15 protein-coding genes are annotated in these 17,326 nt (G+C 70.2%); 2 read left to right on the top strand and 13 right to left on the bottom strand.

What is annotated here, in order from left to right:
• Positions 1–3 precede the first annotated feature (3 nt).
• Entirely contained in the window at positions 4–2,406 is a 2,403-nt protein-coding gene (locus ACI2KI_RS11295) for an ATP-binding protein (RefSeq protein WP_404620120.1), read from the top strand.
• A gap of 257 nt (positions 2,407–2,663) precedes the next feature.
• Positions 2,664–3,824 (top strand): serine hydrolase domain-containing protein, encoded by a 1,161-nt coding sequence (locus tag ACI2KI_RS11290; RefSeq protein WP_404620118.1) that lies wholly within the window; start codon positions 2,664–2,666, stop codon positions 3,822–3,824.
• A 67-nt stretch (positions 3,825–3,891) separates the two neighbouring features.
• Here the strand turns inward: ACI2KI_RS11290 and ACI2KI_RS11285 are convergent, their stop codons facing one another.
• The 13 genes from ACI2KI_RS11285 to ccmI form a co-directional block, all read right to left on the bottom strand.
• Positions 3,892–4,410, bottom strand: a complete 519-nt coding sequence (locus ACI2KI_RS11285) for a periplasmic heavy metal sensor (RefSeq protein WP_404620116.1) — start codon at positions 4,408–4,410, stop codon at positions 3,892–3,894.
• Positions 4,407–4,844: a hypothetical protein gene (locus tag ACI2KI_RS11280; protein WP_404620114.1), complete on the bottom strand. Its 438-nt coding sequence runs from the start codon at positions 4,842–4,844 to the stop codon at positions 4,407–4,409. Before ACI2KI_RS11280 ends, ACI2KI_RS11285 begins: the two co-directional genes overlap by 4 nt.
• A 16-nt stretch (positions 4,845–4,860) precedes the next feature.
• Positions 4,861–5,433, bottom strand: coding sequence for an RNA polymerase sigma factor (locus ACI2KI_RS11275; protein WP_404620112.1), 573 nt, complete (start codon positions 5,431–5,433; stop codon positions 4,861–4,863).
• 62 nt (positions 5,434–5,495) lie between these two features.
• Positions 5,496–6,131 carry an EF-hand domain-containing protein gene (locus ACI2KI_RS11270; protein WP_404620110.1) on the bottom strand — a complete coding sequence of 212 codons (636 nt, stop codon included), beginning with the start codon at positions 6,129–6,131 and terminating at the stop codon, positions 5,496–5,498.
• 64 nt (positions 6,132–6,195) lie between these two features.
• Positions 6,196–9,108: a bifunctional [glutamine synthetase] adenylyltransferase/[glutamine synthetase]-adenylyl-L-tyrosine phosphorylase gene (locus tag ACI2KI_RS11265; protein ID WP_404620108.1), complete on the bottom strand. Its 2,913-nt coding sequence runs from the start codon at positions 9,106–9,108 to the stop codon at positions 6,196–6,198.
• Positions 9,108–10,526 carry an ATP-binding protein gene (locus ACI2KI_RS11260; RefSeq protein ID WP_404620106.1) on the bottom strand — a complete coding sequence of 473 codons (1,419 nt, stop codon included), beginning with the start codon at positions 10,524–10,526 and terminating at the stop codon, positions 9,108–9,110. Before ACI2KI_RS11260 ends, ACI2KI_RS11265 begins: the two co-directional genes overlap by 1 nt.
• Positions 10,523–10,930 carry an endonuclease domain-containing protein gene (locus ACI2KI_RS11255; RefSeq protein WP_404620104.1) on the bottom strand — a complete coding sequence of 136 codons (408 nt, stop codon included), beginning with the start codon at positions 10,928–10,930 and terminating at the stop codon, positions 10,523–10,525. The genes ACI2KI_RS11260 and ACI2KI_RS11255 overlap by 4 nt, the downstream gene beginning before the upstream one ends.
• Before the next feature lie 141 nt (positions 10,931–11,071).
• On the bottom strand, positions 11,072–11,743 hold the full coding sequence (locus ACI2KI_RS11250; RefSeq protein WP_248117903.1) for a response regulator transcription factor: 672 nt from the start codon (positions 11,741–11,743) through the stop codon (positions 11,072–11,074).
• Positions 11,744–11,809: 66 nt separating this feature from the next.
• A complete protein-coding gene (locus ACI2KI_RS11245) occupies positions 11,810–13,372 on the bottom strand; it encodes a trypsin-like peptidase domain-containing protein (protein ID WP_404620101.1) in 1,563 nt (520 codons plus the stop codon).
• A gap of 136 nt (positions 13,373–13,508) precedes the next feature.
• Entirely contained in the window at positions 13,509–14,000 is a 492-nt protein-coding gene (locus tag ACI2KI_RS11240) for a cytochrome c-type biogenesis protein (RefSeq protein WP_404620099.1), read from the bottom strand.
• The gene (locus tag ACI2KI_RS11235; protein ID WP_404620097.1) at positions 13,997–15,982 is read right to left on the bottom strand and encodes a heme lyase CcmF/NrfE family subunit; all 1,986 of its coding nucleotides are present in this window, start codon (positions 15,980–15,982) and stop codon (positions 13,997–13,999) included. The genes ACI2KI_RS11240 and ACI2KI_RS11235 overlap by 4 nt, the downstream gene beginning before the upstream one ends.
• On the bottom strand, positions 15,979–16,470 hold the full coding sequence (gene ccmE / locus ACI2KI_RS11230) for a cytochrome c maturation protein CcmE (protein ID WP_404620095.1): 492 nt from the start codon (positions 16,468–16,470) through the stop codon (positions 15,979–15,981). The genes ACI2KI_RS11235 and ccmE overlap by 4 nt, the downstream gene beginning before the upstream one ends.
• A 33-nt stretch (positions 16,471–16,503) precedes the next feature.
• Positions 16,504–17,319 carry a c-type cytochrome biogenesis protein CcmI gene (gene ccmI / locus ACI2KI_RS11225; RefSeq protein WP_404620093.1) on the bottom strand — a complete coding sequence of 272 codons (816 nt, stop codon included), beginning with the start codon at positions 17,317–17,319 and terminating at the stop codon, positions 16,504–16,506.
• Positions 17,320–17,326 lie beyond the last annotated feature (7 nt).

Genomic DNA, 17,326 nt, shown 5'->3' with positions numbered 1-17,326 from the left:
GGCTTGCAGGGCAAGGAGCGCCGCAGCTATCAGCCGGGCCGCCGGGCCACGGACCAGATCACGCGCGGTCACATGCCGTGGGTGCGCGCGCTGCTGCTCGCCGTCGCCCTGGTCATCACCGCCTACGCCCTGCTGGTCATCCGTGACGACAGCCGCCCCCGCCGCGAGGCAGAGGCGGTCCGCTTCGAGGCCCTGAGGCTCGAAGCCCAGCGCGCCGCAGGCCTGATCGACGCCCGCCTGGCCCTGACCGACCGCGCGCTCGATCTCATCGCCCGCGATCTGGCCGAACGTCCGGCGCTCGCCGTCGAGGCCCTGGACCGCGCCCGCCTCGTCGCGCCCGAAGCCGGCTTCGTCGTCGTGGACGCCGAAGGACGCGTCCTCGCCGCTGTGGGCGGCAAGGCCGACGCCGCCTCGGCCCCATCCGCGTCGCCCGCCTCCGCCTATGCCCTGCACGACGACGCCCTGGTGACGCGTCGCGCGCTCAGGGACGGCCGCGCCGTCGTCGCCCGCACGCCCCTGCCCCCGCTCAAGGCCGAACTCGGCGGCGCCGACCTCAGCCTCACCCCCGCCGGTCAGGCTCCCGCCGACGCGGGACGTCCGGTCAAGGACGCCGACGGTCGGCTCCGGCTGACGGCCTCAGCTCCACTCGGGGTCGCCGGTCAGGCGGTCGTGGCCTCCCTGCCCATCGCCGGCGGCCTGTCCGCCTGGCTGGACGACGCCTGGATGCTGGCTGCGCCCCTGCTGCTGGTCCTGCTGATGCTGGCCGTCCTCGCCGTGCAGAACTGGCGCCAGGCCCGCGCGAGCCGACAATGGGCCGACACCGAGCGCCGCTTCCGCGTCGCTGTCGAGGCCGCCCGCTGCGGCGTCTGGGAATGGGATCTGGCGCGCGGCGAGGTGGTCCTGTCCGACTACATGGCCGCCATGCTGGAGGCCGAGCCCGGCCAGATCCTGACCACCCAGGCCCTGATCGACCGGGTCCACCCGCGCTATCGCGAAACCCTGATCGACGCCATCGACCGCGCCGCCGCCGACGGCGTCTTCGACGTCACCTTCCCCGTACCGCTGAAGTCGGGCGGGGTGCGCTGGATCGACGCTCGCGGCCAGTCGCGCCAGCCGCGCAACAGCGGCGCCTTCTCCAGCCTGCTGGGCGTGGCGTTGGACATCACCGAGGCCCGCCGCTCCAAGGCCCAGGCCCAGGCCGCCGAGAACCGCCTGCGCGACGGCATCGAAAGCGTATCCGACGCCTTCGTCCTGTTCGACCGCCAGGGTCGTCTGATCCTGTGGAACCAGGCCTTCCAGGACGCCTTCGCCTTCCCCGCCGGCGTCGTGGTGCGCGGGGCCCAGAAAGACGCCCTGAACCGCATCGCCGCCGGGGCCATCAAGGCCGAGCACCCCTCGGCCAGCGGCCGCGCCGGCGTGCGCGAGGTCGAGCTGAAGGACGGCCGCTGGCTGCAGATGGCCGAACGCTTCACCGGCGACGGCGGCACCGTGGTCATCTGCACGGACATCACCGTCATCCGCCGTCAGGAGGCCGAGCGCCGTCGCGCCGCCGACGAACTGCGCGGCATGGTCGAGGAGCTTGAGGACCGCGAGGCCAAGCTGTCGCTTCTGGCCCGCAAGTACGAAGTCGCCATGACCCGCGCCGAGGCCGCCAACCAGGCCAAGTCCGAGTTCCTGGCCAATATGAGCCACGAACTGCGCACCCCGCTGAACGCCATCAACGGCTTCTCGGAAATCATGGCCGGCGAGATGTTCGGCCCGCTGGGCGATAAACGCTACAAGGGCTACGCCGCCGACATCCATCAGTCGGGCCAGCACCTGCTCAGCCTGATCAACGACATCCTCGACATGGCCAAGATCGAGGCCGGCAAGCTGACCCTGCATTATGAAGCCGTGTCGCTGAACGCCCTGTGCAACGACGCCATCCGCCTGATGCGCGGCAAGGCGATGGAGGCCGGCCTGACCCTCGGCCTCGTCGCCCCCGAAACCCTGCAGGTCGAGGCCGACCATCGCGGTCTGAAGCAGGTGATGCTGAACCTCATCTCCAACGCGGTGAAGTTCACGCCCGAGGGCGGCGCGGTCACCGTCACCATCGCGCCCCACGACGCCGATCATGTCCGCGTCTCGGTGACCGACACCGGCATCGGCATCGCCGCCGCCGATCTGGAGCGCCTGGCCCAGCCGTTTGAACAGGTCGAGGGCCAGCATTCCAAGACCACGCAAGGCACGGGCCTCGGCCTGGCCCTGACCAAGTCGCTGATCGAACTGCATCGCGGCCGCATGACCATCGAAAGCGAACCCGGCCACGGCACCACCGTCTGGTTCGACCTGCCGCTGCGCGCCCCCGAGGGCGCCATGGCCCCGGCCGGCGCGCCAGTTCAGCGGGTTCAGTCGCAGGCGGCCTAGCGAGCCGCTCGTCCGGCGAGCCCAAAACCCAGGACCCAGGCAGCGGCGCTCTCCCAGGATGAAGTTCGCTCCAGGCCGCCTGGCGTCGCCCCCCCCTGAGGCGACCGTTCACCGGGACGCACGGCCGTTCACCGATCAAGGCGCGCCATTGACCGAGCCGCGATGGACGAGCGTGCGGCGAGCGGCTCAATCGACGTCATGACCGGCCCCTCTCTCGGTCAACACGCCGATACCCCAAAGCTCTGGATAGCCAAAAAATGCTGAACAAAATTTCTGCTGCAATCGGCCTGATTGCGATCATGGGCGGTCTTGCCGATAGCGCCGACGCTCAGGCGACGCCGGTCGCGGAAACGGACAACAGGGCCGCCGCGATTGACCAACTGGTTCAAGGCGAGATGGCTTCTCGCCGTATTCCGGGGCTCCAATTGGCGATCGTGAAAAACGGCGAAATCATCTTCACCGGCGCCTATGGCCAGTCCGACCTCGAGACCGCGAAACCGGTAACGGAACGCACGGTCTTCGGCGTCAACTCGATCAGCAAGGCCTTCACCGGCGTCGCGGCGATGCAGCTTGTCGAGGCCGGCAAACTCGATCTCGACGCATCGGTGACGCAGTATCTCGAAGGGCTTCCGGCATCGTGGAAAGAGATCACGTTCCGCCAGGTCCTCACGCACACGTCCGGCCTGCCCGAGATCATCGACGACAACACCCGACTGATCGACGGCGCCTCGCCCGACGCCGCCTGGGCGAAGGTGCAGGAGCTGCCCCTGAGATATGCGCCCGGGACGCAGTACGCCTACAATCAGACCGGCTATGCACTGATGGGCAAGATCATCGAGAAGCTCTCGGGCAAGCCCTTCGTCGATTTCGTGCGCGAGGGGCAGTTCAACGCGGCGGGCATGGAGCAGGCGCGCTTTGGACACACCGCCGACACCGTGCCCGAGCTCGCCTCGCTCTATACCTATTTGACGCTGAAGATGGAGGGCATGAGGGCCGTCGGCGTCGAGCGCAGCGAGACCCCGATGGCGCGCCATGAGACGTGGCCGGCCTATATGCATCCCACCGGAGGCGTTCAGACCACGGCTCGAGATCTGGCCGCATGGGTCATCGCGCTGCAGGATCGGAAACTGGTCAGTGAAAAGGGCCTCGAACAGCTCTGGACGCCGCAGCAACTACCCGACGGAAGCTACCGCGGCTTCAACCGGACCATCAATGGCTATGGGCTCGGCTGGCCGGTCATCCGCCGCGCGGAACATCCCGCGGTCACGCCCACTGGCGGCGACCGGGCGGCCATCTTCATCTACCCCGAGGACGACCTGACGGTGATCGTTCTGACGAACCTGATGGGCGCTTCGCCCCAGAAGTTCGTCGACAGGATTGCTGCGCAATACATCCCCGATCTCGCTGTCGAGAACTGACGACAGCCCCTGCACCGACACCTGTGTCCCGGATCGACCTGACGGCCGTCCGGGATGACGGGCGAGACTACGGGCGGGCCGCCGCCACGGGCGCGACCGGCTTATCGGCCTTCTCGGGCTTGCGCGCCTCCCGCTTCGGCTTGTGGCGCGACAGGATGGGGGCCAGGGCCTTTCGGTCCGCCGGGCTGAGTTGGTTCAGGGTCTCGACCGCCCCGGTCTCCAGCCGCGAGCGACCGCGCGCCTCGGACGCGCGCGAGCGTTCCAGCAGGGCGGCCACCGCCACCGGATCAAAGGTCTCGCCGCCGGTCAGGGCGATGGCCTCGCGACGCGCCGCCCGCGCCTCGTCGAAGTCCGGTCGCGCCTGCATGGCGGCGGCGCGCAGTTGCGCCTTGACCTGATCGCGCACCGCCGGGTCCATGCGTTCGATGACGTCCCAGACCGGCTCGCTGCGGCCCGGCTTGTGCGCCTCGGCCACGCGGTCCTCGATCTTGTCGCGCTCCACCCACACGGCTGCGCCCGCCGCGACGGCGAAGACGTTCAGAGCGACCGAAACGGCCAGGGCGATCTTCAAACTGCGCGACGTCATCCGCCCAGAACCTCCGTGTCGTCCGCACTGATCAGACTGGCTTGATAAAGCACTGCATCCGCCTGGACGTCGGCGGTCAGATGGCTGGTCAGGTTGATCCCGAACACCACCCCGGCGCAGGCCGCCGCCGCCCACCCGGCGCCCGACAGCCAGGCCAGAGGACCAGGACCCCGACTGCGCGACCGCAAACCAGCTCCAAGGCCCGCCCCCGCCGCGCTGGCGATCACCGCCTCGCGCAGGACGTGCGACGCAACCGGGCGCGGCGCGGCGTCCAGCAGGACGTCCAGTCCGTCGGCCTCGCGCAGCAGCGCCGCCGCGCGCGGGTCCGCATCCCTCAGGGCGCGCGCCGCCTCGCGCTCGGCCTCGGGCCAGCGCCGCAGGTCGCCGCCATAGGCGTCGGCCAGAGTTTCAAAACGCTCGTAGGTCATCGTCATGGTTCCAGCCCCCGCCTTACCCATTCGCCGCTCTCACTGCATCCGGCGCCATGTCCGCCAGCGCCGTCCGCAACGCCCGCCGTCCGCGCGACAGCAGGCTCTCCAAGGCTTCGACGCTGACGTTCATCAGCCCCGCCGCCTCGATATTCCCCAGTTCCTGATAGTGACACAGGACGATGGCCTCGCGCTGCCGCTCGGGCAGTTTCGCCAGGGCCGCCTCGACCCGCGCCCCCGTCTCCAGGGCCAGCAGGCCCCGATCCGGCGCCGGCCCGTCGTCGGGGCGATCCGGCGGCGTATCCGTCGCGATCTCGCGCCGACGCCGCAGCCGGTCGTAGCAGAGGTTCAGCCCCACCCGGTGCAGCCAGGTGTCGAACTTGGCCTGACCCGGCGTCCAGCGCGGCGCCTGTCGCCAGGCTCTCAGCATTGCTTCCTGGGCCACGTCCTCAGCCTCCGCCGCGTCGCCCAGCATCCGCTGCGCCAGCGTCAGCATGCGCGGCAGCTTGCGAGCGACCATGGCCTGGATCGCCGCGGGATCGCCCTGACCCACGCGCCGCACCAGTTCCTCGTCGGGGTCGGCGGTCTTCGCCAATCCAGCCTCTTTCGCCGTTCACGAAACGGGCCGACGGCTGCACCGCCTTCCCCGACACCACCCTACTCCGAAGCGGGCGTCGAAGGCGACGCCGCCGGGGCCCGACGCTCGATACGCTTCTGGCGCATCTCGGCGCGACGCGCCTGCATGCCCGCACGGCGCTCCTCGACCGTCAGCGTCCCGTCGCGATCGGCGTCCAGACGCGTAAAGGCCTCCGTCGCCTTGCGCTCGGCCTCGGCGATCACGATCGGGAAGCGGCCTTCACCGCCCCGCCCCATGCGCTCGGCCCCGCGATGCATGCCGCCGCGATGGCCGCGACCGGCGTGTTCAGCGCGCGGTCCGCGCCGGCCGCGCTCGTCCCGAGCCGCCCTTTGGCCGTCCGCGCGCGGCGCGTCGAACTCGGCCCGGCTGATCGAGCCGTCCTTGTTCGCGTCCAGGCGATCAAACGCGGCGGCGCGGTGCTCGGCCCGCTTGGCTTGACTGGCGGCGCGCATTTCTTCCGCCGTGACCGTGCCGTCTCGGTTGGCGTCAGCGGCGCGCAGGCGCTCGACCCGGCGCGCAACAAAGTCCGCCTGCGTGACCGGCTGGGCCATGGCCGCCCGCGCGGGTCGCTGCGGCGCAGCGGTCTGGGCCACAGCCACGCTGCTGAAAACGGTCAGAATGGCGATGGCGGCCACGCCGCCAAGGGTCTTGTTCATCTCGATGGTCTCCACGGGCCGCAGCCAGAAAACATCCCTGTCGAGAAATAGAACGCCGCCCGGATCAGTTTCCGTCGCGACCGCCGTCCAGCCCGCTCGGCAGCGCCGCCTCGAACGCGTTTCGCGCCCGCAGCCGCAACTCGACCAACTGCGCCTTCAGAGTCTCGAAGTCCGCCGCCCCCGCCGCTTCCGCCAGCCGCTGCTGGAAGCCCGCCGGCTCGGCGTCCGGGTCGCCACGCCCGTCGAAGGCGCAGGCCATCAACTGCCCCAGTTGCTGGTGCGTGCGCCAGGTCTCGGCCAGAACCGCATCGTCCTTCAGCGCCTCCAGCGTCGAGACCGTCAGCGGTTCGCCCGCCGCCGCCGCGCACAGCTGGCGGTACTGGGCGACGAACTCGGCGTCGACCTGCGCCCCCGCCGACAGCTTCAGATCCCAGAACCCCTTGGGCCGCCGTTCGCGGTCCATCAGGTCGCGCATGGCCCGCACGTCCCGCGCCACGTCCACACCGGGACGCGGCCGCCGCAGCGCCGCCTCCAGCGTCGCCTCGACCCGCGCGCCGAACGCCGCGTCGCTGGCCCAGACCAGTCGCCCGCGCGTCAGGGCCATGAACTCCCAGGTCTCGGCCTCCTCTGCGTAATAGGCCTCCAGCGCCTCCAGCCGCACCGACACCGGCCCCTTGGAGCCCGTCGGTCGCAGCCGCATATCCACCTCGTACAGCCCGCCCTCGGCGGTGTGGGCCGACAGGGCGGCGATGAACCGCTGCGTGAACCGCCCGTAGAAGAGGTCCGCGCTCCACCCCTTGACCGCCGAGACCGCCTCGGGCGGCGCGGCATAGACCGTCATCAGGTCCAGGTCCGACCCCGCCGTCATCTCGCGCGACCCGGCCTTGCCCAGGGCCACCACGGCGACCGCGCCCTCGAACGCCCCGCCCATCCGCTCGGCCTCGGCCAGGGCCGCCGGCGCCAGCCCCCGCATGCAGGCGTCGGCCAGCGAGGTGTTGGTCAGCCCGGCCTGCTCGGCCGTGGTCCGCCCGGTGACGACATGCATGCCGATGCGGAAAGTCTGCTCGCGGTGCAGGCGGCGCACCGCATTCATGGCGCTTTCAAAGTCGCCAGCCTCATGCGCCTCGCGCACCACCTGATCGGCAAGGCCGGTGTCCGTGCCCAGGGCCGTCATGAAGCGCGCGTCCAGCACCCCGTCCAGGGCCTGCGGCTGACGACCCAGAGCCCGCGCCAGTCTGGGGGCGAAAGCCATGACCCCGACCACCAGATCGAACAGCTTCGGCTGGTTCAGGAACAGGGCCTGCACCTGCACCCCGGCGCTCAGGCCCGAGAAGAAGACCGCGAACCGGCGAAAGGCCGCGTCCGGCGCCCCCGTCCTGGCCACCGCCGTCAGCAGTTGCGGGGCCAGCCGGGTGAACAGCTCGCGCCCGCGCGCCGTCCGCGTCGCCGGGATGCGTCCGTGGTGCCAGCTGCGAATGGTGTCCGACACGGTCGCGGGCTCGGAAAAGCCCATCCGTTTCAGCGTCTCCAGCGTGCCGGGATCGTTCTCGACCCCGGTGAAGACCAGACTGCCATAGGGCGACGACAGTTCCTCGCCCCCCTCGAACAGCTCGCCGTAGCGCTGGTTGACGCCGACCAGCACCGCCTCGACCCCGGCGTCGAACGCCGCCAGATCGCCATGCCCCGCCAGCGCCGCCACATCGGCCCGCCGCTCGGGATCGACCGGCAGGACGTGGCTCTGCTCGTCGGCCAGCATCTGCACCCGATGCTCCAGCGCCCGCAGCTCGTGATAGGCGGCGGCCAGTTCATCGCGCGCCTCGGGCGTCACATGGCCGCGCTCGGTCAGGGCGTCCAGCGCCTCCAGCGTCCGCGACGACCTCAGCCCCTTGTCGCGCCCGCCCAGGATCAGCTGCTGGGTCTGGACGTAGAATTCGATCTCGCGGATGCCGCCGCGCCCCAGCTTCAGATTGGCGCCCGCCGCCTCCAGCCCCTCGCCGGTCTTGTGGACATGGATCTGTTTCTTGATCGACTGGATGTCCAGCACGGCCTGATAATCGAGGCTGCGCCGCCAGATGTAGGGAACCAGAGCCTTCAGGAAGGCCGCTCCCTCCTCTGCATCCCCGGCGCAGACGCGCGCCTTGATGAAGGCCGCCCGCTCCCAGTTCTGACCGACGGATTCGTAGTAGGCCAGGGCCATGGGCGCCGCGACCACCGGCGGGGTCGAGGACGGATCGGGCCGGAGCCTCAGGTCCACCCGGAAGACATAGCCGTCCGCCGTCCGCTCGGTCAGAAGGGTCGCCAGACCCTGGGCCAGACGATTGACGAAGCCCTGCGCCTCCACGCCCTCGGCCAGCGCCCCTTCCAGCACCTCCGGCTCGAAGAAGAGCGACAGGTCGATGTCCGAGGAATAGTTGAGCTCGAACGCCCCGCCCTTGCCCATGGCCAGGACGAAGAGGCCGGGCACAGGCCCGCGCGGGTCATCCGCCGCCGAGATCAGCTTGCCGCGCCGGCGTTGGTCGTGGGCTACGCAGCGCAGCGCCGCCTGCGCCGCCGCGTCGGCGAAGCGCGACAGGGCGCCCGTCACCGCGTCCAGATCCCAGACCCCGCCGAGGTCGGACAGGGCCGTCAGCAGATGCAGTTCGGCCTTCAGATGCCGCAGCGGCGCCCTGGCCTCGTCCGCCGGGCCGTCGATCTCATGGGTCGCGGTCAGGATTTCGGCCAGCCGCGTCTCGGGCGCCGTCTCGAGGATTTGTCGCAGCCGCTCGGGCCGGCGCCGCGCCAGCCCGGCCAGATAGGGCGAGGCCGCGAACACCGGCTCCAGCGCCGCCCAGGCTCCGTCCAGCGTCGCGCGCCAGCCGCCCTCGCCCGCCGCCTCGACCAGCCGCTCGTGGATGCGTCCCGCCGCTTCGGCGTCGCGCACTGGCCCGCACGGTTTCAGCCTCGGTCCCAGCATTCCGTCTTTCTGGGCCTCGTTCATCAGGCCGCCGGCTCGCTCGCCGGGGGCAGGACCAGGGCCACGCGCAGGCCCGGCCCCTGTCCGCCATAGGCCCCCGGCCCCTCGTCCAATTGCACCCGCCCGCCGTGGGCCTCGGCCACCGCCGTCACCAGCGACAGGCCCAGACCCGAGCCCGGCTCGGTGCGGCTGTTGTCCAGCCGGACAAAGCGCTGCAACACCCGCTCGCGGTCCTCGTCCGGCACCCCCGGCCCGGTGTCGGTGACCGAAAACTCGATCTCGCCGGACGACCGGCGTCGGGCGCGGAACTTCACCGCCCCGCCCTCGGGCGTATATTTGATGGCGTTGTCGATGATGTTGGCGAGAGCCTGGGCCAGGAAGGGCTGGTTGCCCTCGATCATCAGCCCCTTCTCGATCTCGGCCGAGAACTCCAGCCCCTTGTCCTCGCCGGAGGGCTCATAGAGCTCGGCCATGTCGATGGCCAGTTCGGCGGCGTCGAACACCTTGGGATCGGGCGCTCCGCCCGCCTGCAATCGCGCGATGGCCAAGACGGTGTTGAAGGTCTTCAGCAGCAGATCCGCCTCGTCCAGGGCGATGCTAAGCGCATCCACGCCCGACACCTTGCCCGCCTCGGCGTCGATCAGCGCCACCTCCAGCTTGGCGCGCATCCGCGTCAGCGGCGAGCGCAGGTCGTGGGCGATGGCGTCCCCCGCGTGGCGGATCGAGGCCATCGAGGCCTCCAGCCGGTCCAGCATGGTGTTCAGCCCCTGACCCAGTTCGTCCAGCTCGTCGCCCGAGTGCCTGACCGGGGCGCGCACCTTCAGGTCGCCCTCCTGCACCGCCGAAACCACGCGGTTCAGCCCGCCCATGGCCCGCTCAACGCCCCGGCTGATCCACAGGCCGCCGCCGACCCCCAGCACCAGGACCATGATCATGGCCCCCCACAGGGCCTGGGTCAGTCGCGCCAGATAGGCCTCGATGTCGCCGATGTCCTCGCCGACGAACAGCTGTTCGCCGCCCGACAGGGGCATCTCCACGCCGATGGCCTGACGCTTGCGCACCCGGCCTTCCTCGTCGGTGTCGGTCAGGCGGAAATCGTCCCAGCGCCCGCCCTGCACCGCCGCGCCGGGGTCCAGCGGCGAGGTCGAGATATTGCCGGTGATCGTCTTCCGATCCTTGTCCATCAGCAGATAGAGGTAGGATCCGCCCCGCAGCGTCCGGTCCACCATGGCCTGGTTCAGGGCGTTCACGCCACGCGTGCGGTAAACCGCCGTCAGAGCCTCGACCTCGCTGCGCACCCCCGCCTCAGCCCGCGCCCGCGCCTCCGACGCCGAGGCGACATAGACATAGGCCAGCACCGCGCTGGCCGTGGCCACGAACAGCGCCAGAAACAGCAGCGTCAGCCGAAACGGCGTCCGCCGGAAAAGGGAGGGCAGCTTCATGAGCGCGACATTTCTCCCTCCCCGTCCCGGGGAGGGTGGTCGGCGCGCAGCGCCGAGCGGGTGGGGCGGGCAAGGCAATGCATCCGCACATCCTCAACTAAGGCTTCAAGTTCATCCCGAACAGCGAGGTTCGTGTAACGTAACGTCCGCCATCCCTCTCTCGCCAAAACGGCGTCCCGAACCCGATCCTTGCGCGCCCGATCCTCGTCATCGTGCGACGAACCATCAACCTCAACGATCAGGAAGCGATCGGCGCAAGCGAAGTCGAGAAAATAGCCTCTCAGTGGAGCCTGTCTTCGAAAGTGGAGTCCCTCGGCGCGCAAAGCGCGCAAGGCCAACCAAAGACGCGCCTCGGCCGGCGTCAGCGCCTTTCGCATTGCTCGCGCTCTGGCGACGATGGCCATTCCGCCTAGCCCTCCCCAATCAACCGAGCCCTGTTGGGCAAAGCCAGGCAGCGATGATGCTGCATCGCCCGGCCCTCCCCACCCGGTCGCTACGCGACCACCCTCCCCGAACGGGGAGGGAGAATGCTGTTGCAGGCCGCCCTACGCCTCCAGCCGGTACCCCGCGCCGCGCACGGTCTGCAGCATGGCCTTGTCGAAGCCCTTGTCGATCTTGGAGCGCAGGCGGCTGATGTGGACGTCGATGACATTGGTCTGGGGGTCGAAGTGGTATTCCCAGACCTTCTCCAGCAGCATGGTGCGCGTCACCGACTGGCCGGCGTGGCGCATCAGGAACTCCAGAAGCTGGAACTCGCGCGGCTGCAGGTCGATCTCGGTCGTGCCGCGATGCACGGTGCGGCCGATCAGGTTCATTTCCAGGTCGCCGACCTTGAGCACGGTCTGCACCCCGCCCGTCTCGCGACGACGGGCCAGCGCCTCGACCCGCGCGATCAGCTCGGCGAAGGCGTAGGGCTTGACCAGATAGTCGTCGGCGCCGGCTTTCAGCCCCGTCACCCGGTCCTCGACCTCGCCCAGGGCCGACAGGAAGAGGACCGGCGTCTGATCGCCGCCCTTGCGCACCGTCTCGACCATGCCGACGCCGTCCAGACGCGGCATCATGCGGTCCACGACATAGACATCGTAGCCGCCCTTCTGCGATTCCAGCAGGCCGAAGGCGCCGTCCACGGCGTGCGTCACCTCATGCCCGGCCTCGGACAGGCCGCGCACCATCGCGGTCGCCGCTTCAGCGTCGTCCTCGACCACCAGAATACGCATGGACCCCTCCCAAAATAGATTCGGCGGCAATGTTAGCGCATCGCCGCCGATCCTGTGAGTTACGCCTTATTCAGACTTGGCGAAGGGCAGCGGCACGACGCTGGTGCCCTGCGGCGTGCGGACGAACAACAGGACGCTGGGACGCCCCGCCTGTTTGGCGGCTTCCACCACCGCCCGAAGGTCCACCGCCGAACTCACCGTCTGGGTGTTTGCGCGCGTGATGACGAAGCCCGGCTGGAAGCCAAGGCGGGCCGCCGACGAGCCTTGCGCCACATTCGTCACCACCAGACCCGAGACGCTCTCGGGAATGCTGTAGCGCGACCGCGCGGCCGCAGTCAGCGGCGTCAGGCCCAGGCCTTCCACCGTTTCGCTTGCGCTCGGCTTTGCGGCCCCAGGGGCAGCACCGCCCTCGTCCGCCGCCGCGAGTTCATCTTCAGAGGGCCGGACGCCCGCACGGACGTTCAGAGTCTGACGACGACCGTCGCGGATCACCTCAAGACGAATAGTATCGCCCGGCTTGGCCGCGCCGACGCGACGGGTCGCCTCGACGCTATTGGCGACCGCCTCGCCGTTGACGCTCACAAGCAAGTCGCCAATCTGCGCGCCTGCTCGCGAAGCTGGCGCGCCCTCGGTGACAGTTTCCACCAGCGCGCCCTTAAAGTTCCTGGGCTGCCCCAGAGCCTCCCAGCCATCTTCGCTGAGGGTGCGAAGGCCAAGGCCGACGAAGCCCCGTTCGATTTTTTCGCCACGCATCAGACGGTCGGTGACGCTCTTGGCCGTGGCCGCCGGAATAGCGAAGCCGATGCCGACAGAACCGCCCGTCGGCGAGAAGATCGCCGTGTTGACGCCGATCACCCGACCATAGATGTCAAAGGTCGGACCGCCCGAGTTGCCCCGGTTGATGGCGGCGTCGATTTGCAAATACTCGTTGTAGCCGGCCGGATCGATATCGCGCGACATCGCCGAAACGATGCCCGCCGTAGCCGAGCCGCCCAGACCGAACGGGTTGCCCACGGCGATGACCCAGTCGCCGACGCGCGGAGCCGCCGTTTCCTCGAAGCTGACGAACGGGAAGGCTTCGCCATCGACCTTGATGACCGCCAGATCCGTTCCCTCGTCGCGACCGACCAGACGCCCCTTCAGCTCGCGCCCGTCACTCAGCTTGACGTTGATCTCGATCGCGTCCGCCACGACGTGGTTGTTGGTGACGATGAAGCCGTCGGCCGAAATGAAGAAGCCCGATCCGGCGCCTTGGGCCGTGGTCGAATTGTCCTCTTCACTGTCTTCATCCGAACCGCCGCCGCGCGGCTGACCGGGGATGGGCACGGCGCCGAAGCCGGGGATCTGCAGAAAACCGCCGCCATTGGGGCGCTGCACCCGCGTCTTGACGTCGATCTGCACCACGGCGGGCGCGACCTGCTGGAAGATGTCGGCGAAGCTGAGCGGCGCACCCTGCGGCGGTGCAAAGGCGAGACCCGCGGCCCCGGCAGAGGGGACCAGTCGTCCCGCCTGTGCGGCGGCGGGCGCGGCCTGGGCGCCCGGCCAGCTGATGACCCCGCCCGCCGTCGCGGCGGCGGCGAAGGTCAGGCCGACGGCGGCCCCCAGAATGAACTCCTTGCGCTTCAGCATCGTCGTCCTTGCAGTCCTGAAAGGCGGAGCTCCAGAAGCTCCGTTCGCCCATGAATATAGGGCGTTACGGCCCAAGCCAATGCACGCCCGCGCGATGGTTGTCCCCGATCCGCGTTCGCCGTGAGGCGCGCTTGCGTCAGGATCGCGGCGAAAGGCTCTCGCTTTCGTCAGGTTCGGCCGTCAGGTCCGCCAGCGCCTGTTCTTCCTCCGCCGTCAGAGGCTGAACCTCGACCCGACGACGCCGCGAACGCCAGACGAAGACCGCTCCCGCGCCCAGCACCAAAGCGAAAGGCCCGAACCACAAAAGCCAGGTCCCCGCCCGCACCGGCGGCTGGAACAGGATGTAGTCGCCGTAGCGCCGCACCAGGTCCTGACGCACCGCCTGATCGCTCTTGCCCGCCGCGATCTCCTCGCGGACCAGACGGCGCATGTCGGCGGCAATGCCCGCCGGGCTGTCGGCGATGGATTCGTGCTGGCAGACGACGCAGCGGATGTCGCTGAACAGGGCGCGTGCCCGCGCCTCTTGCGCCGCGTCGGGCAAGGGACGATCCGGCGCCGGCGGCGGCTCCGCCATCGCCGCGCCCGCCATCAGGGCCAGAGCCCCGGTCAGCGCCGCCAGCCGCCTCACGCCCTGGCCTCCGCCTTCTTGCGCGATCCCGCCCCGACCCGCAGCCGCCGGTCCAGCAGGGACAGCACCCCGCCCAGAGCCATGATCAGCGGGCCGAGGAAGATCAGGCGCGCCCACGGATTGTAATAGACCCGCACCGTCCAGGCCTGCTCGCCGCCCTCGGACCGGGCGCGTTCGCCCATGACCACATAGACGTCGTCCAGCCCGCGGAAGTCGAGGCCCACCTCGGTCGTCGTCTGCCCGCCCGCCGGGAAGAAGCGGCGCTCGGCGGTGACGACACGCTCGACCGCCTTTCCTTCGACCGGCATGACCGTCAGCCGCCCCTGCTCGGCCAGATAGTTCGGCCCCTCGATCACCTCGACCGCGTCCAGACGCACCCGCCACGGCCCCGACGACACCACGCCGCCCAGAGGGACCGCCGCCGCCGCCTCGGCCTTGAAGCTGGTCTCGACCACGGCTCCCAGAATGAAGACCCCCAGCCCGGCATGGGCCAGGGCCATGCCCCAGGCGCCCAGCGGCAGACCCTTGGCGCGACGCAGGGTCTCAGCCACCGGCGCCCGGAAGGCCTTGGTGCGCACGCCGACCTCGGCCAGCGCCCCCAGGATCAGCCAGGCCCCGACGCCCAGTCCCGCCGCCGCCAGCGCCTTTTTCGGCTCGAACAGCGCGAAGGCCGCGAGAGCCGCCACGACCGCCAGACCCGCCGCCAGCCACAGCCGCTGCAAGGCCCCCTTCAGGTCCCCGCGCTTCCACGCCAGCAGAGGCCCGGCGGGCAGGATCAGACAGGCCACCACCATCAACGGCGTGAAGGTGGCGTTGAAATAGGGCGGCCCCACCGAAATGGTCGCCCCCGAAATCCCCTCGAGGATCAGCGGATACAGGGTCCCTAGCAGCACCGTCGCCGCCGCCGCCGTCAGGAAGAGGTTGTTCAGCACCAGGGCGCCTTCGCGGCTGATCGGCGCGAATGCCGCACCCGACCGGATGGCCGGCGCCCTGAAGGCGAACAGGATGAAGGCCGCCCCCGCCGCTGCGCCCAAGATGGCCAGCAGCATCATCCCCCGCTGCGGATCGACGGCGAAGGCGTGGACGCTCGTCAGCACGCCCGAGCGCACCAGAAACGCCCCCAGCATGGAGAAGGTGAAGGCCAGGATGGCGAGGAAAACCGTCCACCCCGCCAGCGCCCCGCGCCGCTCGGTCACGATGGCCGAGTGCAGCAGAGCCGCCCCCGCCAGCCACGGCATGAAGCTGGCGTTCTCCACCGGGTCCCAGAACCACCAGCCGCCCCACCCCAGCTCGTAATAGGCCCAGAACGAGCCCAGCAGGATGCCGACCGTCAGGAAGGCCCAGGACGCCAGCGCCCACGGCCGCACCCAGCGGCCCCAGGCCGGATCGACCCGCTTCTCGATCAGCGCGGCGACCGCCAGCGAGAAACAGACCGAAAACCCGACATAGCCCGCGTAGAGCAGCGGCGGATGGAAGGCGAGCGCCGGGTCCTGCAACAATGGGTTCAGCGACGCCCCCTGCACCGGCGCCGGGTCCAGCCGCGCGAACGGGTTGGACGTGAAGACGGCGAAGGCCAGGAACATGGTCGACAGCGCGCCCTGCACCGCGACGCTCGACGTCTTCAGCCCGAACGGCAGACCGCGCGCCAGCGCCAGCGCCCCGCCGAAGCCGGTCATGACCAGGCACCACAGCACCAGCGAGCCTTCATGGCTGCCCCAGGCGGCGGCGACCTTGTACAGCATCGGCTTGTCGGTGTGGCTGTTCAGGGCCACGTTCGACACCGAGAAGTCCGACACCGCAAAGGCATAGATCAGGGCCGCAAAGGCCAGCGTCGTCGCCGCCGCCGAGGCGATCAGCGCCCCGCCCGCGGCCCCGGCCAGCACCGGGCTCAGCCTCAGCCGGCCCGCCGTCGCCAGCGCCGTCGTCAGCCCGGCCAGAACCAGGGCCAGGATCAGCGCGAACGCCCCCAGTTCGACGATCACAGGCTGCGGCTCGCTTGGCTCGGGGCCGCTTCGCCCGTCTCAGGCCGCCACTCGCCCTTTTCCTTCAGACGGTCAGCGACTTCGCGCGGCATATAGGTCTCATCGTGCTTGGCCAGCACCTGACTGGCTTCAAACACGCGGTCGGGACGGAAGGCGCCCTGGGCGACGATCCCCTGCCCCTCGCGGAACAGGTCGGGCAGGTCGCCGTGATAGCTGACCTTGGACGAGCCCACGTTGTCGGTGACGACGAAGACCACCGTCCCGTCCGCGCCCTTGACCACGCTGCCGGCCTCGACCAGCCCGCCCAGACGGATCACCCGCCCGACCGGCGCGGCCTCCTCGGTCACTTCGGACGGCGAGAAGAAGTAGGTGACGTTGTCCTTCATGGCCCACAGCGACAGGCCGACCGCCAGGGCCAGCACGGGCGCCGCCGCCGCCACGATCCACAGGCGCCGCCGCGCCTTGGGCGATTTGGGAAGCCAGCTCATGTCAGGACATCACAGAAGGGTTGCAGCGCGCCGTCATCCGGCCCCGCCCAGTCTTTGTTGCAGGTCGGCCCGGCGCGGATCGTTCGGCTCCAGCGCCGCGATCAGCGGCCCCCAGACCGCCGCCGCCCCCGCCTTGTCGCCGCGCTTCAGCGCCGCTTCGCCGAGGAAGTAGCGCGCGCCCAGTTGGTTCGGATCGCGCTTCAATGCCTCGCGGAAGGCCGCCTCGGCGTCGCCGCCGACCGCCCCCTCATTGGCCCGCACCAGGCTCTCGCCCAGCCGCGCCCAGCTCTGGGCGTCGTCAGGTTCAATCACCAGCGCCCGGCGGAAGGCCGAGGCCGCGCCGATGGGGTCGCCCGCCTCGAACCGGGCCGCGCCCAGCATGGTCAGGGCGCGATGGTCGTCAGGCCGGTCCTTGACGATGCGGCCGATGACCGCCGCCGCCTGCGCCGGCTCCAGCGTCTCGGGCGAAGAGGCCCACCCACGCACCCGCGTCTCATAGGCCTGATCCGCCATGCCCGGCGCGCCGAGCCCCAGATAGAGCGCCAGTGAAACCGCCGCCGTCAGCCCGATGCCGCCCAGAACCCACAGACGGTCCTTGGCGCCCACGACCGGCGTCCGCACGTCGCGGCGCGCGGCCAGCAGCCGCCGCCCCGCCTCGGCCCGCGCGGCGGTCCAGCCCGCCTCGTCCAGCAGGCCGCGCGTCTTCAGGCGGTCCAGCTCGGCCAACTCGCGCCCGGCGGCGTCGCGATCGACGACGGCTTCGGCGTCCGCCCCGCGTCGCGCGCCGGCCAGAACCAGAAGCCCGGCCATCGCCGCAGCCAGTCCCGTCATGATCCAGAAGATCGTCATGCCCTGC

It is taken from the genome of Brevundimonas sp. NPDC046655 (assembly GCF_044901625.1).
In the GTDB taxonomy this organism is placed as follows: Bacteria; Pseudomonadota; Alphaproteobacteria; order Caulobacterales; family Caulobacteraceae; genus Brevundimonas.
This window is presented reverse-complemented; position numbering and strand designations above follow the sequence as displayed.